A 17,775-nucleotide genomic window follows, 5' to 3' on the forward strand; every position below is an offset into this window, starting at 1 on the left:
GGCGGAGGCCCTCAAGGCGCCGACTTGCCCAGCCCGCGCTTGAGTTCTTTGAGCAGCAGCAGCACCTGGTTGGACGCATGCCGGCAACTGCCGTTGAGCAACTGCACGGCCTTGGGCTGGTCGCCCGTTTGAAAGGCCGCCACCACCTCGGCCGCCTGCTGGTGGAAGTATTTGTGCCGGGCCACCAGCATGTCGAACGCGGGGTAATGCCCCAGCCGCACACGCCCGGTGCCATACAGCCAGCGGCCCAGGTCGCAGCGGTCGTCCTGGCAGACGCGCTCGGGCCGCATGACCTCGTCCGAGCGGCCGTTGACCATGTCCTGCAGCTGCAGGCGCCAGCGCTCGTGGCTGGCAATGGCCGCGTCGATGTCGATCTCGGTCATGAGCGTGGCCGCGTACTCGGCGTCCAGCACCAGTTCGCTGCCGTTGTCCTCCATGGCCCAGGTGGTGTCGGGGCTGCTCGGGTCCTGCTCTCTGATCTTGAACAAACGGCTGAAAAAGCCCATCGTCGTCCCTTCAACGGCCACTGTCCGCGCACACCGGAACATGCCCGCGCGGTAGCGTCTGGAAACATTCTGTGGCGCCGTCGCCGTTTTGGCTACCAAAAAATCGCCCAGCCGTAAAAATCGCGCCAGGCAACCCTTCACGCCCTGCCAGCTCTGCCCGGGCGCCAGCACGAAGGCCGCTGCAGCCAGACAATGGGCCCATGACTTCTTCCTCCTCCCGCCGCCCCGCCCTGTCGATGCTGGATCTGGTGGCCGTCCGCGAGGGCGGCACCGTGGCCGACGCTCTGCGGATTGCGCTCTCCACCGCGCAGCATGCCGAACAACTGGGTTTTGCCCGCTACTGGCTGGCCGAGCACCACAACATGGCAGGCATTGCCAGTTCGGCCACCGCCGTGCTGGTGGGCCACATTGCCGGCGGCACCTCGCGCATCCGCGTGGGCTCGGGCGGTGTGATGCTGCCCAACCATGCGCCGCTGGTGGTAGCCGAGGCCTTTGGCACGCTGGCCGAGTTGTACCCAGGCCGCATCGACCTGGGCCTGGGCCGCGCCCCCGGCACCGACCCCACCACCATGCGCGCGCTGCGCCGCAGCCGGGTCGAAACCGCCGATGATTTTCCGCAGGACGTGGCCGAGCTGCAGCGCCTGCTGGCCCCCGCCGAGCCCGGCCAGCGCCTGATCGCCATGCCGGGCGCAGGCACCAATGTGCCCATCTGGCTGCTGGGCTCCAGCTTGTTCTCTGCGCAGCTGGCGGCCGAGCGCGGCCTGCCCTATGCGTTTGCCTCGCACTTTGCACCGCGCCTGCTGCACCAGGCCATCGACCTGTACCGCCGGCTGTTCCGCCCCTCTGCCGCCTGGCCCAAACCCTATGTGGTGATTGGCGTGCCACTGATCGCAGCGCCCACCGATGATGAAGCGGAGTTTCTGGCCAGCAGCACCTACCAGCGGGTGCTGGGCATTCTGACGGGCGATCGGCGCCGCCTGCTGCCGCCCATCGAGCACTACGCCGCGCGCCTGCAGCCGCAGGAGCGCGCCGCGATTGGCGACTTTCTGGCGGCTGCGGTCATCGGCGGGCCGGAGACGGTGCGTGCGGGCCTGGCGCAACTCAGCGCGGCCACCGGGGCCGATGAGCTGATGCTGGTGAGCGATGTGTACGACCCGGCGCTGCGCCTGCGCTCGCTGGACATCGCCGCGCAAGCCCACAGCGCCCTGGGGACCACAGGCCCGGCGGTGTCTGCCTGAGACAAGGTGTGAACGCTCAGCGCGCCAGGTAGCCGCCATCCACGGGGTAGTACGCCCCGGTCACGAACGATGCCTTGCCGGAGGCCAGCCAGGCCACCAGCTCGGCCACCTCTTCGGGCTGCCCCAGGCGGCCGACAGGGTGCGCGCCCACCAGCATCGCGTGGATGCCCGGGTTCTGCTCCAGCCCGCTGATCATGGGCGTGTGGATGAAGGCCGGCCCCACGGCGTTGATGCGCACACCCAGCGCGCTGTATTCCAGGGCCGCCGCCTTGGTGAGCCCCACCACGCCGTGTTTGGCGGCGGTGTAGGCCGGCGCCGTGGCAAAACCGACCGTGCCCAGGATGGACGCCATGTTGATGACCGCGCCACCGCCGCCCTGGAGCATGGCCGCGATCTGGTACTTCATGCCGTAGAACACGCCCGACAGATTGGTGTTGATGACCTGCGCCCAGCCATCAAGCGGGTAGTCGGCCGTGGGCGCCTGCGGGCCGCCAATGCCGGCGTTGTTGCAGGCCACATCCAGGCGGCCAAAGTGGGCCACGGTGCGGCTCACCAGGGCTTCGCAGTCTTCGGGCCGGCCCACGTCGGCCGCCACAAACAGGGCATCGCCCCCAGCGGCCCGCACCAGGGCCGCCGTTTCTTCACCCGCCTGCACGTTCACGTCCGACACCACCACCTGGGCGCCCTCGCGGGCCCACACCAGGGCAATCGCACGCCCGATGCCCGACGAAGCCCCCGTGACCAACGCGACCTTGTTCTTCAGCATGAAAGACTCCTTGTCCGTCCTGAACGCCTGCAGCCCGATGCCGCAGACCGCGTTTTATTCTGCGCGCCCGGTGTGTCTGCGCCTTGACCTGGGTCATGGCCCAAACCGGGGCCCGGACGCCGCCACGGCATGCCCGCCAGGCGCCACAGGGAGCCGCTACCATCGGGGGCTGCCGGTTCCCAATTCCAGCCCAGGTGCGCCGCTGGCGCCGTCCATCGGCAGCCCGCCCGCACCGCCCTACCGCCCTACCGCCCTTTCGCACCGCATGCCCGCTTTTTCCTTTGAAGCCCTGGACGCCCAGGGCCAGACCCGCAAGGGCCTCATGGAGGCCGACACCGCCAAGGCGGCGCGCAGCCTGCTGCGGGCCCAGGCCCTGGTGCCGCTGGCGGTGGACCTGGTGCAGACCGGCCAGTCGCGGGACGGCCGCTCGGCCAGCCTGGGCCAGCGCCTGTTCACCCGACCCGTGTTCAGCGCCACCGCCCTGGCCATCTGGACGCGGCAGATCGCCGGGCTGGTCTCGTCGGGCCTGCCGCTGGAGCGTGCGCTCACGGCCCTGTCCGAAGAAGCCGACGACGAACGCCAGCGCCACCTGGTGGCCGCGCTGCGCGCCGAGGTCAATGCCGGCGCCACGTTTGCCCGCGCGCTGTCGCAGCACCCGCGCGAGTTCTCGGACATCTACTGCGCCGTGATCGGTGCGGGCGAGCACAGCGGCAACCTGGGCCTGGTGCTGGAGCGCCTGGCCGACGATCTGGAGGAGCGCCAGGCGCTCAAGGCCAAGCTGGTGGGCGCCGCACTGTACCCGGCCATCGTCACGCTGGTGGCCATCGTCATCGTGCTGTTTTTGGTGGGCTACGTGGTGCCCCAGGTGGCCAGCGTGTTCGCAGGCTCCAAGCGGGCGCTGCCGTTCCTGACGGTGGCCATGCTGGGCCTGAGCGCCTTTGTGCGCAACTATGGCTGGGTGATGCTGATAGCTACCATTTTGATAGCTATTGGGGCACGATGGGCGCTCGCTATCGGGCATATCCGCGAGAAGTTCGATGCCGCCTGGCTGACCCTGCCGCTGGTGGGCAAGCTGGCCCGAGGCTACAACGCTGCGCGCTTTGCGGGCACGCTGGCCATGCTCTCGGGCGCGGGCGTGCCCATCCTCAAGGCCCTGCAGGCCGCCGCCGAGACCCTGAGCAACCGCGCCCTGCGCGCCGATGCGCTGGACGCCCTGGTGCTGGTGCGCGAAGGCGCGCCCCTGGCCTCGGCGCTGGCGCAGAAAAAGCGCTTCCCCGGCCTGCTGTCGATGTTCGCGCGCCTGGGCGAGCAAACCGGCCAGTTGCCCGTGATGCTGCAGCGCGCAGCCCGCCAGCTCTCCACCGAAGTGCAGCGCCGCGCCATGCAACTGGCCACCATCCTGGAGCCGCTGCTCATCGTGGGCATGGGCGGCATCGTGATGCTGATCGTGCTGGCGGTGCTGCTGCCTATCATTCAACTGAATCAGTTTGTGAAGTGACTGTATGGCCGTGACCTTGGACGACAAGCTGGTGGTGGCGATCTCCTCGCGGGCGCTGTTCAATTTTGAGGAAGAGAACCACGTCTTCGAGAAGGACAACGACCGTGCCTACGTGGACCTGCAGCGCCAGCGGCTGGATGTGCCCGCCGCGCCGGGCGTGGCGTTCTCGCTGGTGCGCAAGCTGCTCGCCTTCAACACCCCGGAGCACCAGCGGGTGGAGGTGGTGCTGCTCTCGCGCAACGACCCCGTGAGCGGCATGCGCGTGTTCCGCTCGTGCCACGCCCATGGGCTGCCGACCATCCAGCGTGGCGTGTTCACGCAGGGGCGCGATCCGTTCCGCTACCTGCGGCCCCTGGGCGCCCACCTGTTCCTGTCGGCCAACGAGGCCGACGTGCGCGAGGCCCTGCACCTGGGCTACCCGGCCGCGCGCGTGGTGACCGAATCCGTGCGGGCCGGGGACTCCAACCCGAACGAGGTGCGCATTGCCTTCGACGGCGATGCGGTCCTGTTCTCAGACGAAGCCGAGCGCGTGTACCAGGCCGAAGGCCTGGCCGCCTTTCAGCAGCACGAAACCGACAAGGCCACGCTGCCCCTGCCCGACGGCCCGTTCAAACCCTTGCTGGCAGCACTGCACCGCCTGCAGTCGGCGGGTGTGAAGCAGGAAGAAGGGGGCACCGGCATGCGCATCCGCACCGCCCTGGTCACTGCCCGCAGCGCCCCCGCACACGAACGCGCCATCCGCACGTTGATGGACTGGAACATCGACGTGGACGAGGCCATGTTCCTGGGCGGCCTGCCCAAGGGCGAGTTCCTGCGCGAGTTCGAGCCCGACTTCTTCTTCGACGACCAGACCGGCCATGTCACATCCGCGGCCCGCCATGTGCCGGCCGGGCATGTGAACAGCGGTATCTCGAATCCGCAGCGTTCCAGGCTGGCCGCGTCCGAGCCGTAGCACCGGGGGCGGCAGCCCTACCGTGCCCGCGCCGCGCCCGCCTCGTACCAGCCCCGGGACGCATTCACGACCCGCACCACCACCAGCATCACCGGCACCTCGATGAGCACGCCGACCACGGTGGCCAGGGCCGCGCCCGACTCGAAGCCAAACAGGCTGATGGCCGTGGCCACGGCCAGCTCGAAGAAATTGGATGCGCCGATGAGGGCCGATGGACACGCCACGGCGTGCTTCTCGCCCGCCACGCGATTGAGCCCGTAGGCCAGCGCCGAATTGAAGAACACCTGGATCAGGATGGGCACGGCCAGCAGCGCAATCACCAGGGGCTGGCGCAGGATGGCCTCGCCCTGGAACGCGAACAGCAGCACCAGCGTGAGCAGCAGCGCGGCCATGGACCAGGGGCCAATGCGCTGCAGCGCAGCATCAAACGTGGCCTGACCGCGTGCCAGCAAGGCGCGGCGCAGCCACTGGGCCAGCACCACCGGGATCAGGATGTAGAGCACCACCGACGTGAGCAGCGTGTCCCACGGCACCGCGATGGCCGACAGGCCCAGCAGGAAGGCCACAAGCGGCGCGAACGCCACGACCATGATGCTGTCGTTCAGCGCCACCTGGGACAAGGTGAACAACGGGTCCCCCCCGGTCAGGCGGCTCCATACGAACACCATGGCCGTACACGGGGCGGCGGCCAACAAGATCAGCCCGGCGATGTAGCTGTCGAGCTGGTCGGCCGGCAGGTAGGGCGCAAACCACTGGCGGATGAACAGCCAGCCCAGCAAGGCCATGGAGAACGGCTTGACCAGCCAGTTCACGAACAGCGTGACCGCGATGCCCCGCACGTGGTGCCGCACCTCGCCCAGGGCGGCGAAGTCCACCTTGAGCAGCATGGGGATGACCATCACCCAGATGAGCAGGCCCACGGGCAGGTTCACACGGGCCACCTCCCACGCACCAATCGTGCGGGCCGCACCGGGGAACACCTGGCCCAGCCCGATGCCCACCACGATGCACAGCATCACCCACACGGTGAGATAGCGCTCGAACACGCTCATGCCGGACTTCTGCATCACACCCTTTCAGTGGGCCTGGGCCAGTTGGCGGGCCGAGGCCTGCAGCACCGCCGCGCCGAGCTTGTCTTGCGGCAGGTTCACCAACAGCTCCAGGCGGCGCTTGAGGGCATGCAGCGTCAGGCGGAAAGCTTCGAGCTTTTGCGCGTCCGTGCCATCGCCTTCGCTGGGGTCGGCATAGCCCCAATGGGCCGTGGCAGGGTGGCCTGGCCAAAAGGGGCAGACCTCGCCCGCTGCGTTGTCGCAGACGGTGATGATCAGGTCCATGGGGGGCGCACCAGGCACGGCGAACTCATCCCAGCTCTTGCTGCGCAGGCCTGCGGTGGAAATCCCGGCGTTCTGCAGCACCTGCAGACCCAAGGGGTTGGGCTGCTGGTTCTCGCGCGGGCTGCTGCCGGCCGAGTAGGCCAGGAACCGGCCCTGCCCCATGTCGTTGAGCAGGGCTTCGGCCAGGATGCTGCGCGCCGAGTTGTGCGTGCACAGGAACAGGACGTTCAGGGGGGGGCTGCTATCGCTCATCATGGACTCCGCTCAGCAGCATTTGCTGGGGCTGGTGGCCGTGGGGCCGCAGCAGGCCGCCTTGCCGGGCTCGGGGGCCGAGGGTGCGCCCGTGGGGCAGCAGGCCGCCGCTGGCGCGGCATTAGCCGCCTCGGCTTCATTGAACAGCGGGATGCTGCCCAGCGTATGGAAGTGCTCCCAGGCCACGCCCTGCGGGTCGGTCACCCAGTGCTTTTCGCTGCGGGCATAGCAGCAGGTCGTGGCCCCTTCATCGAGCAGCGCCATGTCGGCGGCCTGTGCACGGCCCTTGAGCTCGGCCAGTTCATCGGCACCATCCACCTGAAAACCCAGGTGGTCCAGCCCCGGTTGGTGGCCCCGGGTCGAAATGGCAAAGTTCAACCGGGGGTCTTCGAGCATCCATTTGGCGTAGTCCTGCTCGATGCGCGCGGGCTGGGCGGCGAACAGTTTGGAATAGAACGCGATGCTCTGGTCGAGATCGCTCACATGCATGTGGACATGGAATCGCTTCATGGTGGCTTCCTTTCAGCAGTTGCAGGAGGTGGCGGGATCGGTAAGGCAGGCAGAAGTGCCCTGGCAGCAGTTCTCGGTCAGGTAGGCCAGCAGGGCGTTCATGGACTGAAACGAAGCGCGGTAGACCAGGTTGCGGCCCTGGCGCTCCTGGCTGACCAGGTCGGCATGCGCCAGCTCCTTGAGGTGGAACGACAGGGTGTTGGGCGCAATGCCCAATTGCTCGCACAAGACGCTGGGCGTAAGGCCCTCCTGGCCCGCCACGACGAGCGCCCGGAAGACCCGCAGGCGGATTTCCTGCGCCAAGGCAGCCAGAGATCGGATGGCGGTTGTTTCATTCATGATTCGATAATACAACGAATATTGAATTATTGTCAGAAAGAGTCCCACGGTACCTGCGCACCCCTTCCCCCTCGTCACCATGATGCAAGCCCCCCCCTGCAACACCAAGTGAGAGCCTGCCTTGCCCCGGTTGCAAACCGTCACCACGCGCCCAACTGTGCAAACATCGTGGCCCAACCCGCATGGAAGGAGCATGTTTTGCGCAAGAGAATTTCCCTGAGCGCCTGTGTGATGGGCGCCCTGTGGGCCCCCCTGGGCGGCGCCGCGCTGGCCCAGGCCCCAGCCGCCGCCACGCCGGCCGAGCCGGTCGCCAAAGCGGCCACGGAATCCGAGGCCGCCCTGACCCCCGGTGAAATCAAGGCCCGGCGCGAATTCAAGCTGCTGGACAGCAACGGCGACGGCAAACTCAGCCGGTCGGAGGTCAAGCTGTTCCCCCGCCTGTCGGCCGCCTTTGACGAAGCCGACACCGACGGCGATGGTTTTGTGTCGTATGAAGAAGTCCGGGCCTTTGCGGCCAAGGTCCGCGCACAGCGGGACCGCCAAAGGGCGGCGCAGGCCGCAGCACAAGCGGCCACCACCACCACCACCACCACACCGACCGCCCCCGCAGCACCAGAAACCCGGCCCTGACGCCCCTGCGGACCACTGTCAGCACGGCCTGGGGAGCGGGTCCACAGAAGCAAAAACCCAGCCCGGCGCTTATCCAATAAGCGCTTACAGCTATCTTTTCAGGAGTGGATCCAACCCACAGGGAACAGAGCGTTCCGGGTTGGCAATGGGGTTCTGCAGACGCCCAGTCTGCCAGACGAGCGGGCACTCCCGCAGACCGCCTCATGCTCCATCACATCCCAGGGCATAGAACACACAGGCACCACCCACCGCGTTGCACGGCGGGAGGCTTACAAGCCTCCTGTGCGCTTGACCTTGGGGTCGGTGTAGGTCAGCGGCTCGTTCTTGGCCTGCTGGGCCAGGCGCTCCTGCAGGGTCATCTTGTTGATGTCCTGCGCCACTTCCACGGCACTGCCACTGGCGCGCCACATGGACTGGATGAGTTCCAGAAGCTGCTTGTAGATGGGCTCCTTGGGCGGCTCCGGCGGCTCCTCGACCGTGTCTTTCTTCTTGACGGCGGTCCAGTCACGGTTGGGCGCCTCGGGGGCGGAGGGCTTGTCCGGCTCGCGCACGATCGCGCCCTCGCCCATCCGGTCCATGGACTCGACGGGGTTGGGTGCGTTGATGGGACGCACCGGGGGCGCACCGGAGGCGCCAGTGGAATACAAATCAGCGCCCTGAGGACGCCAACTCGGCGATCGATCGACAGGTGGCATTTGCATGGCAATGGCCCGTAGTAAAGAAAAAGTACAGAGGGTGTTTCGGCCTCTTCGTACATTCATTACGGCAAAAAGAAGGGGAAATTTAGGTCTTTTTGACCGATTGCCAAAAATTTAGGGTTTTCCTCCAGAAAAATCCACCCTGCAAGGCGGGCCTCCCCTCTCTCCAAGGGGTCACAGGGCTGAAAAATGCCCAAAAAATGAACATCCGGCCCGGGCGCACGCCCGCAGCACCGCCCGCCAAGGGGCGCGCAGCCTGTGGCGGGGAGGTCAAAATGGGGTGCAGGAGGGGGCGCGGGTGCAGGGGGCAGGCCCGCAAAAACGCAGGAAAGCCCCTGGGCCAGGGGCCACAGGGGTGCGGTCGGCAATGGCCACAGCAACTGCCTCGGTCGTCCTCCGCACCGCTGGCAGAAAGCCGCGGCAGCCAACGGTGGCCTTTCAGCCCCGGCGCCGCCGAGGCATCACAAGAAGCGTTCGAGCAACCGGCGCGAATGCCGGTCCAGTGCGGTGGTGTCCTTGACGCGGAACTGCATGCCGTCGCCGCCCGCGATCAGCAGGCGCGTGCGTCCACCCAGGCGGCGGATGTCCTCTTCGGCCTTGAGCACCAACCGCGCCGGGCCCCGGTCAGTCTCCACATCCCAGGTGCTGGGTGTCGAAAAGCTAGAGACGGCGACAATTTTTTCGATAGTGGGCACAAACTCGCGCACTTCGAGTTCTTCCTCGATGAGTTGCCGGGCGGGCCCTGCCACCAGCTCCAGGCGGGGAATCCACACCAGCTCGTGGCCATCCGCCCCCACCAGCGAGAGCCCCTCGCCGGGCGCAGCGATAGGAAAGGCGCGCACGGGCGTAATGCCCTCGTGCGCCGTGCCATCGGCCAGAGTCAAAACCAGCCGGCCATGCGGGTTGCGCGCCAATTGAAAGGCGGGGGTGGCGGGCGACGGGGAAAGGGGTGCGTTCATGGCGGGGCCGTTCACTTCTCAGCGTCTCAGGAGTTGCCAGCGGGGTGCGCCGGGTGCAGCAGGCTGCTGTCGATGATCACGCCAGCCGCCTGGGCGTCTTCTTCGGCGCGGCGGGCCTGGGCTTCGTACAGCCGCCAGTAGGCGCCCTGCTTTTCCATCAGTTCGTCGTGGGGGCCCACTTCCACCACCTCACCACGGTCCATCACCACCAGGCGGTCGGCCTTGCGCAGGGTGGACAGGCGGTGGGCAATGGCGATGGTGGTGCGGCCTTGCACTAGGTTGTCCAGGGCCTTCTGGATTTCCTTCTCGGTCTCGGTGTCCACCGCCGAGGTGGCCTCGTCCAGGATCAGGATGCGCGGGTCGATCAGCAGCGCGCGCGCAATGCTGATGCGCTGGCGCTCGCCCCCCGACAGGCCCTGGCCGCGCTCGCCCACCAGCGAGTCGTAGCCGTGCGGCAGGCGCAGGATGAACTCATGCGCATGGGCAGCGCGGGCGGCGGCCACGATCTCTTCGCGCGTGGCCTCGGGCTTGCCGTAGGCGATGTTCTCGGCGATGGTGCCAAAGAACAAAAAGGGCTCCTGCAGCACCAGGCCAATGTGGCGGCGGTAGTCGGCCACGGCAAAGCGGCGGATGTCGATGCCATCGACCTGGATGGAGCCGTCGCTCACGTCATAGAAGCGGCTGATCAGATTGACCAGCGTGCTCTTGCCCGAGCCGCTGTGGCCCACCAGGCCGATCATCTCGCCGGGGCGAATATCGAGGTCCAGCCCCTTGATGACCGCGCGGCTGCCATAGCGGAAGCCCACGCCCTGCATGCTGATGGCGCCCTGCACCTTGTCCACCTTCACGGGCTGGGCCGGGTCAGGCACGTTGCTCACGTGGTCCAGGATGTCAAAAATGCGCTTGGCACCCGCGGCGGCCTTTTGTGTGACCGAGACGATGCGGCTCATCGAGTCCAGCCGCCCATAAAAGCGCCCGATGTAGGCGATGAAGGCCGTGAGCACACCGACGGTGATCTGGTTGCGTGACACCAGCCAGATACCGAAGGCCCACACCACCAGCAGGCCGATTTCGGTCAGCAGCGACACCGTGGGCGTGAACAGGCTCCAGGTCTTGTTGAGCTTGTCGTTGACTTCCAGGTTGTGCTGGTTGGCGTCACGGAAGCGCTGGGCCTCACGCTTTTCCTGGGCAAAGGCTTTCACCACGCGGATGCCGGGGATGGTGTCGGCCAGCACATTGGTCACCTCGCTCCACACCCGGTCGATCTTTTCAAACCCGGTGCGCAGTCGGTCGCGCACGGTGTGGATCATCCAGCCGATGAAGGGCAGCGGCACCAGCGTGACCAGCGCCAGCCAGGGGTTGATGGAGAACAGGATGGCCGCCGTCATGCAGATCATGAGCACGTCGGTGATGAAATCCAGTGCGTGCAGCGACAAGAAGACGTTGATGCGGTCCGTCTCGGAGCCAATCCGCGCCATCAGGTCGCCCGTGCGCTTGCCGCCGAAGTAGTCGAGCGACAGGCGCAGCAGGTGCTCGTAGGTGGTGGTGCGCAGATCGGCGCCGATGCGCTCGGACACCAGGGCCAAGATGTAGGTGCGCGCCCAGCTCAATCCCCAGGCGGCCAGGGCCGACAGCAGCAGGCCGCTTAAATACAGCAGCACCAGGCCGGGCTCGATCTGCTTGCCGTTCTGGAACGGGATCAGGATGTCGTCCATCAGCGGGATGGTGAGGTAGGGCGGCACCAGCGTGGCGGCGGTGGAGGCCAGCGTGAGCGCAAAGCCCGCCGCCAGCTGCTTGCGGTAGGGCCGCGCAAAGCGCCACAAGCGCAGCAGCACCCAAGTGGAGGTCTGCGGCGGCTGGGCGCGGGCGCAGGCCGGACATTCATCGGTGTCGGGCGGCAGGGGCGTGTGGCAGGTGGGGCAGGCGGGCTCTTCGTCCTCCTCGTCGGCAGCGCTCCCCCCCCGGGCGACCTGCTGCTCAAAACGCTGCACCAGGCGCAGGGCCTGCGCATGGTGTGCCAGCGTGAAGCGCCACAGCGCCAGGCGCTCCTGGGGGGCATGCAGTTCGAGCGAGCCCACGCCCCCATGGTCGTGCAGGCGCAGGGCCAGGCCATCGCCCAGGGGCCAGCTGCGCCAGGCTGTGGCGCCCGGGTCGCAGGCCAGCAGCCGCTCGGACGTCACCACCACCCACCCCGTCGCAAACCGCAACGCCGTGCTCAGGTCAACCTGTAACGCAGCCAGCACGTTCTCTTTGGAAGCGAGCATGGCCCGCAAATCGGCCCCCACAGGGCCAGAAAAGACACCCGAGGCGTCCACAGAATGGTGATGTTGCATTTTTGGTTGGTATTTCCGTCACCGGCGGCCTGCGGTGGCCGAACTCGCGAAAGCGAGAATTCTCACCGATACTGCACGCCACGGTGCGACGGCATCCTCCTGTAACGCCTGCGCAAGCCATTTGGCTGACACTGCATACAGGCTCCGGACTGGCGCACAATCATCGTCCAGCAAAGTTCCCTTCCCCCTTTCGTCCCCTTTTTCCACGCAAAGCCCTCACAAGGCCGGAAACACACCCGCTGCAATCCATGGCGAAACTCAACGACATCCAACTGCTTCGCATCAACTACCTGCGCGGCCCCAACATCTGGACCTACCGGCCGGTCCTGGAAGTCTGGCTGGACCTGGGCGAGCTGGAGGACCACCCCTCCAACGCCCTGCCCGGCTTCAATGACCGCCTCACGGCCTGGCTGCCGGCGCTGATCGAGCACCACTGCGGCGTGGGCGAGCGCGGCGGTTTCCTGCAGCGCCTGCAGGAGGGCACCTGGTGCGGCCATGTGCTGGAGCACATCGTGATCGAGCTGCTGAACCTGGCGGGCATGCCCACCGGCTTTGGCCAGACCCGCAGCACCAGCCAGCGCGGCGTGTACCGCATGGTGTTCCGCGCCCGCGACGAAAGCGTGGCCCGCGTGGCGCTGGCCCAGGGCCATGCGCTCATCATGGCGGCCATCAACGACGAACCCTTTGACGTGGCGGCCGCCGTGGCCCGCGTGCGCACCGAGGTGGACGACCAGTACCTGGGCCCCAGCACCGCCTGCATCGTCACGGCCGCCACCGACCGGGGCATCCCGCACATCCGCCTGAACGATGGCAACCTGGTGCAACTGGGCTACGGTGCCAGCCAGCGCCGCATCTGGACGGCCGAGACCGAATTCACCAGCGCCATCGCCGAAGGCATCGCCAGCGACAAGGACCTGACCAAGGGCCTGCTCAAGTCGTGTGGCGTGCCCATCCCCGAAGGCCAGGTCGTCAACAGCCCCGCAGAAGCCTGGGAGGCCGCGCAGGACATCGGCCTGCCCGTGGTGGTCAAACCGTCTGACGGCAACCATGGCCGGGGCGTGACACTGGACCTGCGCAAGCAGGAAGACATCGAGGCCGCCTACCACGTGGCCTACCCCGAAGGCAGCGACGTGATGGTCGAGCGCTTCATCCCCGGCGACGAGCACCGCATCCTGGTGGTCGGCGGCAAGGTGGTGGCTGCCGCGCGCGGCGAGGTGGTCAGCATCACCGGCAATGGCCGCTCCACCGTCAAGGAACTGGTCGACACCCAGCTCAATTCCGACCCGCGCCGGGGCTACGAGGAAGAGTACCCGCTGGAAATCATCGACCTGGCCACCGACACCAAGGTGCAGCTCGAACTCAAGCGCCAGGACCTGGACGCCAGCTCCGTGCCCGCCGCGGGCCGCCAGGTGGTGGTGCAGCGCAACGGCAATGTGGCCGTGGACTGCACGGACGACGTGCATCCCGAGGTGGCCTACATCGCCCAGCTGGCTGCCAAGGTCGTGGGCCTGGACATCGCCGGCATCGACATGGTGGCGCGCGATATTTCCAAGCCCCTGCACACCCAGGGCGGCGCGATTGTGGAAGTGAACGCCGGCCCCGGCCTGCTCATGCACCTCAAGCCCGCCGTGGGCGCGCCCCGCCCCGTGGGCCAGGCGATTGCCGAGCACCTGTTCCCCTCCGAGGGCGACGATGAAGGCCGATCTGTGGGGATAGGTCGCATCCCCCTGGTGGGCGTGGCTGGCACGCGCAACACCGCCACCATCTCGCGCGTGGTGGCCTGGCTGCTGCACCTGAGCGGGCACCACACGGGCCTGGCCTGCCGCGACGGCCTGTTCCTGGACCGCCGCCGCGTGGAAGCCACCGACTGCGCCCACTGGGAAGCCGCCCACCGCCTGCTCATGAACAAGATGGTGCAGGCCGCCGTGATCGAAAGCGATGCCCGCACCATCCTGCGCGACGGCCTGGCCTACGACCGCTGCCAGGTGGGCGTGGTGACCGACATGGACGGCGTGGGCACGCTGGCCGAGTTCGACGTGCATGAGCAAGACCAGATGACCAAGGTGATGCGCACCCAGGTGGACGTGGTGCTGGCCGAGGGCGCTGCCGTGCTCAATGCCGCCATCGCCCAGGTGGCCGACCTGGCCCCGCTGTCGGACGGCGACGTGGTGCTGTATGCGCAGGACGGAACACTGCCCGCCATCGTGGAACACCGCGCCAAGGACAACGGCCGCGCCGTCTTCGTGAAGAACGGCCGCGTGGTGCTGGCCACGGGCAGTGCCGAGCATGTGCTGGGCGCCCTGGCGGACCTCACCTTCGGCCGCAACGCCGTGGTGCCCGACACCGAGGCCCTGCTGGCCGCCGTGGGCACCGCCTGGGCGCTGGACATTGCCCCCGACCTGATCGGCGCGGGCATCAAGACCTTCGAGCCCGAACTGCCCGCGGCCCCAGGCCAGCGTGCCTGACGGCCTGAGGGCCCCGAGTACCTTTGCTTTTGTTCTGAACCCCATCAGCCCCCGATCTGAACGGGGCCCCGGCGCCCCGATGGACCACTGAAAGAGACTTCCATGGATGTATCCCGCACCCGGGCCCTGCGTGGCCCCAACCTCTGGAGCCGCCACATGGCCATCGAGGCCGTGGTGACCTGTGCCGAGCAAGAGCGCGCCGTGGGCCAGATGGCCGGGTTTGAAGCCCGGCTGCGCGCCCTGTTCCCCGCCATCGGCGCACTGCACCCCGAAACCGGTGGCGGCGATGTTTCGCTGGCCCATGTGCTGCAGACCGCAGCGCTGGCCCTGCAGGCGCAGGCGGGCTGCCCCGTGACCTTTGCACGCACCACCGCCACCACCGACGCGGGCGTGTACCAGGTGGTCGTCGAATACAGCGAAGAGGCCGTGGGCCGCAAAGCGTTTGAATACGCGCAACAGCTCATCCAGGCCGCGCTGGGCAACGGCAGCTTTGATGCCAACGCGGTCATTGCCGACCTGCGCGAGCTGGACGAAGACGAGCGCCTGGGCCCTAGCACCGGCTCCATCGTCGAAGCCGCCGTGGCCCGAGGCATCCCCTACCGCCGCCTCACGCGCGGCAGCATGGTGCAGTTTGGCTGGGGCTCCAAGCAGCGCCGCATCCAGGCCGCCGAGGTCGATTCGACCAGCGCCGTGGCCGAGTCCATCGGCCAGGACAAGGACCTGACCAAGCGCCTGCTGCACGCCGCCGGTGTGCCCGTGCCCCTGGGCAAGCCGGTCGAGACCGTGGACGAGGCCTGGGAAGTCGCCCTCAAGGTCGGGCTGCCCGTGGTGGTCAAGCCCCAGGACGGCAACCAGGGCAAGGGCGTCACCGTCAACATCACCGACCGCGCCCAGCTCGAAGAGGCCTACAAGAACGCCGCCGACTACGGCACCGTGATGGTCGAGCGCTTTTTGCCCGGCCACGACTTCCGCCTGCTGGTGGTGGGTGACCAGCTGGTGGCCGCCGCCCGCCGCGAACCGCCCCAGGTGCTGGGCGATGGCGAACACACCGTGCGCGAGCTGGTGGATGTGGTCAACCAGGACCCGCGCCGTGGCGAAGGCCATGCCACCTCGCTGACCAAGATCCGCCTCGACGACATCGCCGTGGCCCGCCTGGCCATGCAGAACCTGACACCCGACTCCGTGCCGCCCAAAGGCCAGCGCGTGATCCTGCGCAACAACGCCAACCTGTCCACCGGCGGCACCGCCACCGACGTGACCGACGACGTGCACCCCGATGTCGCGGCCCGCGCCGTGGCCGCCGCACAGATGGTGGGCCTGCACATCTGCGGCGTGGACATGGTGGCCGAAACCGTGCTGCGCCCGCTCGAAGAACAAGGTGGCGGCTTTGTGGAAGTGAACGCCGCCCCCGGCCTGCGCATGCACCTGGCGCCCAGCTACGGCAAGCCCCGCAACGTGGGCCAGGCCATGGTCGACAAGTTGTATGCCCATGGTGACGACGGCCGCATCCCCACCGTGGCCGTCACCGGCACCAACGGCAAGACCACCACGGCCCGCCTGATCGCCCACCTGTTCACCGCGCAAGGCCTGCGCGTGGGCATGACCAACACCGACGGCGTGTACGTGAACGGCCGCCAGATCGACAGCGGCGACTGCAGCGGCCCCAAGAGCGCGCGCAACGTGCTGCTGCACCCCGAGGTGGATGCCGCCGTGTTCGAGACCGCCCGTGGCGGCATCCTGCGCGAAGGCCTGGGTTTTGACCGCTGCCAGGTGGCCGTGGTCACCAACATCGGCGCGGGCGACCACCTGGGCCTGAACTACATCACCACGGTGGAAGACCTGGCCGTGCTCAAGCGCGTGATCGTGCAGAACGTGGCCCCCACGGGCTACGCGGTGCTCAACGCCGCCGACCCCATCGTGGCCGCCATGGCCTCGGCCTGCCCCGGCAAGGTGATCTACTTTGCCAGCGACCGCCACCACCCCGTGATGGTCACGCACCGCGCCCAGGGCCACCGCACCGTGTATGTGGATGGCGACTCCATCGTGGCCTCGGAAGGCTCGTGGCGCGAGACCATCCACCTGCGCGATGTGCCCATCACCCGCAACGGCAAGATCGGCTTCCAGGTCGAGAACGTCATGGCCTCTGTGGCCGCCGTCTGGGGCGTGGGCATGCCCTGGCAGACCATTCGCCGGGGCCTGTCGGGCTTTGTGAACGACAGCGACAACGCCCCCGGCCGCTTCAACATCATGGACTACCGGGGTGCCACCGTGATCGCCGACTACGGCCACAACCCCGACGCCATGCGCGCCCTGGTGCAGGCCGTGGACGCCCTGCCCGGCAACCGCCGCAGCGTGGTGATCAGCGGTGCGGGCGACCGGCGCGACGAAGACATCCGCGAGCAGACCGTGATCCTGGGCGCCGCGTTTGACGACGTGATCCTGTACCAGGACGCTGCCCAGCGCGGCCGCGCTGACGGCGAAGTGATGGCCCTGCTGCGCGAAGGCCTGGCCGGTGCGCCCCGCACCAAGCATGTGGAAGAGATCCGTGGCGAGTTCATCGCCATCGACGCCGCCCTGGAACGCCTGCAGCCCGGCGACCTGTGCCTGGTGCTGGTGGACCAGGTCGAAGAAGCCCTGGCCCACCTGGCCCAGCGCTGCACCGAAGCCGGGGCCGCTGCGTGATGGCGGCGGGCACGCCCGGCCACCAGGCCGCCCGCAGGGTGGCCGCCGTGCTGCTCGCCTTCGCAGGCGCGGCCGGTGCGGCTAGCCTGGCCCATGCCGCAACGGGCGAAAAGATCGGCACCGTGGACACCGCCTTCCAGTGGATCGGCCGCGACCACGACATCATCGTCGAGGCCTACGACGACCCCGGCGTGCAAGGCGTGACCTGCTACGTCTCGCGCGCCCGCGTCGGCGGCATCAAGGGCACGCTGGGCCTGGCCGAAGACCGCGCCGAAGCCTCCATCGCCTGCCGCCAGGTCGGGGCCATCAGCTTCCCCGAGCCGCTCAAGAAACAGGAAGAAGTGTTCAGCGAACGCATGTCCATCCTGTTCAAGCGCCTGCGCATCGTGCGCATGGTGGACCCGGCGCGCAACACCTTGGTGTACCTCACCTACTCCGAAAAGCTCATCGATGGCTCGCCGCAAAACAGCGTGACCGCTGTGCCCGTGGACCGCGCCACCGCCATCCCGCTGCGCAAGTGAGTTGGCACACTGGCGGGCCATGTGCCACGCGTGTGCCACGCAGACATCAAAAAAGGGGCCTCGGCCCCCTTTTTTGATCGTACAAGCCGGTA

The 17,775-nt window shown here is 67.8% G+C and carries 16 protein-coding genes; 7 read left to right on the plus strand and 9 right to left on the minus strand.

Going from position 1 to position 17,775, the window contains the following annotated elements; all coding sequences use genetic code 11:
- Nucleotides 1–11: 11 nt before the first annotated feature.
- Nucleotides 12–506: a CZB domain-containing protein gene (locus DBV10_RS06175; RefSeq protein ID WP_124511637.1), complete on the minus strand. Its 495-nt coding sequence runs from the start codon at nucleotides 504–506 to the stop codon at nucleotides 12–14.
- Nucleotides 507–706: 200 nt separating this feature from the next.
- Between DBV10_RS06175 and DBV10_RS06180 the strand changes: the two genes are divergently transcribed.
- Nucleotides 707–1,744 (plus strand): LLM class flavin-dependent oxidoreductase, encoded by a 1,038-nt coding sequence (locus DBV10_RS06180; RefSeq protein ID WP_124511639.1) that lies wholly within the window; start codon nucleotides 707–709, stop codon nucleotides 1,742–1,744.
- Between the two features lie 16 nt (nucleotides 1,745–1,760).
- Here the strand turns inward: DBV10_RS06180 and DBV10_RS06185 are convergent, their stop codons facing one another.
- Nucleotides 1,761–2,510, minus strand: coding sequence for an SDR family NAD(P)-dependent oxidoreductase (locus DBV10_RS06185; RefSeq protein ID WP_124511641.1), 750 nt, complete (start codon nucleotides 2,508–2,510; stop codon nucleotides 1,761–1,763).
- Nucleotides 2,511–2,775: 265 nt separating this feature from the next.
- Here DBV10_RS06185 and gspF point away from each other — a divergent pair, with 265 nt between their 5' ends.
- Both gspF and DBV10_RS06195 read left to right on the plus strand, forming a co-directional pair.
- On the plus strand, nucleotides 2,776–4,008 hold the full coding sequence (gspF, locus tag DBV10_RS06190) for a type II secretion system inner membrane protein GspF (RefSeq protein WP_124511643.1): 1,233 nt from the start codon (nucleotides 2,776–2,778) through the stop codon (nucleotides 4,006–4,008).
- A gap of 4 nt (nucleotides 4,009–4,012) precedes the next feature.
- Nucleotides 4,013–4,960 (plus strand): 5'-nucleotidase, encoded by a 948-nt coding sequence (locus tag DBV10_RS06195; RefSeq protein ID WP_124511645.1) that lies wholly within the window; start codon nucleotides 4,013–4,015, stop codon nucleotides 4,958–4,960.
- A 17-nt stretch (nucleotides 4,961–4,977) separates the two neighbouring features.
- On the opposite strand, the gene arsB is transcribed toward DBV10_RS06195, so the two are convergent.
- Genes arsB through DBV10_RS06215 form a run of 4 tightly spaced genes read right to left on the minus strand, consistent with a single transcriptional unit; the run spans nucleotide 4,978 to nucleotide 7,395 of the window.
- Nucleotides 4,978–6,027, minus strand: a complete 1,050-nt coding sequence (arsB, locus tag DBV10_RS06200; protein WP_124511647.1) for an ACR3 family arsenite efflux transporter — start codon at nucleotides 6,025–6,027, stop codon at nucleotides 4,978–4,980.
- A gap of 9 nt (nucleotides 6,028–6,036) precedes the next feature.
- Nucleotides 6,037–6,546: an arsenate reductase ArsC gene (locus DBV10_RS06205; protein WP_124511649.1), complete on the minus strand. Its 510-nt coding sequence runs from the start codon at nucleotides 6,544–6,546 to the stop codon at nucleotides 6,037–6,039.
- 12 nt (nucleotides 6,547–6,558) lie between these two features.
- The gene (locus DBV10_RS06210; protein ID WP_124511651.1) at nucleotides 6,559–7,056 is read right to left on the minus strand and encodes an ArsI/CadI family heavy metal resistance metalloenzyme; all 498 of its coding nucleotides are present in this window, start codon (nucleotides 7,054–7,056) and stop codon (nucleotides 6,559–6,561) included.
- A gap of 12 nt (nucleotides 7,057–7,068) precedes the next feature.
- Entirely contained in the window at nucleotides 7,069–7,395 is a 327-nt protein-coding gene (locus DBV10_RS06215; protein ID WP_124511653.1) for a helix-turn-helix transcriptional regulator, read from the minus strand.
- A gap of 198 nt (nucleotides 7,396–7,593) precedes the next feature.
- Between DBV10_RS06215 and DBV10_RS06220 the strand changes: the two genes are divergently transcribed.
- A complete protein-coding gene (locus DBV10_RS06220; protein ID WP_233589818.1) occupies nucleotides 7,594–8,025 on the plus strand; it encodes an EF-hand domain-containing protein in 432 nt (143 codons plus the stop codon).
- A 269-nt stretch (nucleotides 8,026–8,294) separates the two neighbouring features.
- On the opposite strand, the gene DBV10_RS06225 is transcribed toward DBV10_RS06220, so the two are convergent.
- The 3 genes from DBV10_RS06225 to DBV10_RS06235 form a co-directional block, all read right to left on the minus strand.
- Nucleotides 8,295–8,726, minus strand: a complete 432-nt coding sequence (locus tag DBV10_RS06225; RefSeq protein WP_124511655.1) for a hypothetical protein — start codon at nucleotides 8,724–8,726, stop codon at nucleotides 8,295–8,297.
- 458 nt (nucleotides 8,727–9,184) lie between these two features.
- The gene (locus DBV10_RS06230) at nucleotides 9,185–9,682 is read right to left on the minus strand and encodes a DUF1854 domain-containing protein (protein WP_124511657.1); all 498 of its coding nucleotides are present in this window, start codon (nucleotides 9,680–9,682) and stop codon (nucleotides 9,185–9,187) included.
- Between the two features lie 26 nt (nucleotides 9,683–9,708).
- Nucleotides 9,709–12,015: an ABC transporter ATP-binding protein gene (locus tag DBV10_RS06235; protein ID WP_124511659.1), complete on the minus strand. Its 2,307-nt coding sequence runs from the start codon at nucleotides 12,013–12,015 to the stop codon at nucleotides 9,709–9,711.
- Between the two features lie 248 nt (nucleotides 12,016–12,263).
- Here DBV10_RS06235 and cphA (DBV10_RS06240) point away from each other — a divergent pair, with 248 nt between their 5' ends.
- The 3 genes from cphA (DBV10_RS06240) to DBV10_RS06250 all read left to right on the plus strand — a co-directional run bounded on the left by cphA (DBV10_RS06240) (nucleotide 12,264) and on the right by DBV10_RS06250 (nucleotide 17,683).
- Nucleotides 12,264–14,480 (plus strand): cyanophycin synthetase, encoded by a 2,217-nt coding sequence (cphA, locus tag DBV10_RS06240; RefSeq protein ID WP_124511660.1) that lies wholly within the window; start codon nucleotides 12,264–12,266, stop codon nucleotides 14,478–14,480.
- Between the two features lie 102 nt (nucleotides 14,481–14,582).
- Nucleotides 14,583–17,162 carry a cyanophycin synthetase gene (gene cphA, locus DBV10_RS06245; RefSeq protein WP_124511662.1) on the plus strand — a complete coding sequence of 860 codons (2,580 nt, stop codon included), beginning with the start codon at nucleotides 14,583–14,585 and terminating at the stop codon, nucleotides 17,160–17,162.
- Entirely contained in the window at nucleotides 17,162–17,683 is a 522-nt protein-coding gene (locus DBV10_RS06250) for a CreA family protein (protein WP_124511664.1), read from the plus strand. The genes cphA (DBV10_RS06245) and DBV10_RS06250 overlap by 1 nt, the downstream gene beginning before the upstream one ends.
- The last annotated feature ends 92 nt before the right edge of the window (nucleotides 17,684–17,775 follow it).

Origin of the sequence: Acidovorax sp. FJL06, assembly GCF_003852545.1 — a bacterium.
Lineage (GTDB): Bacteria > Pseudomonadota > Gammaproteobacteria > Burkholderiales > Burkholderiaceae_C > Acidovorax.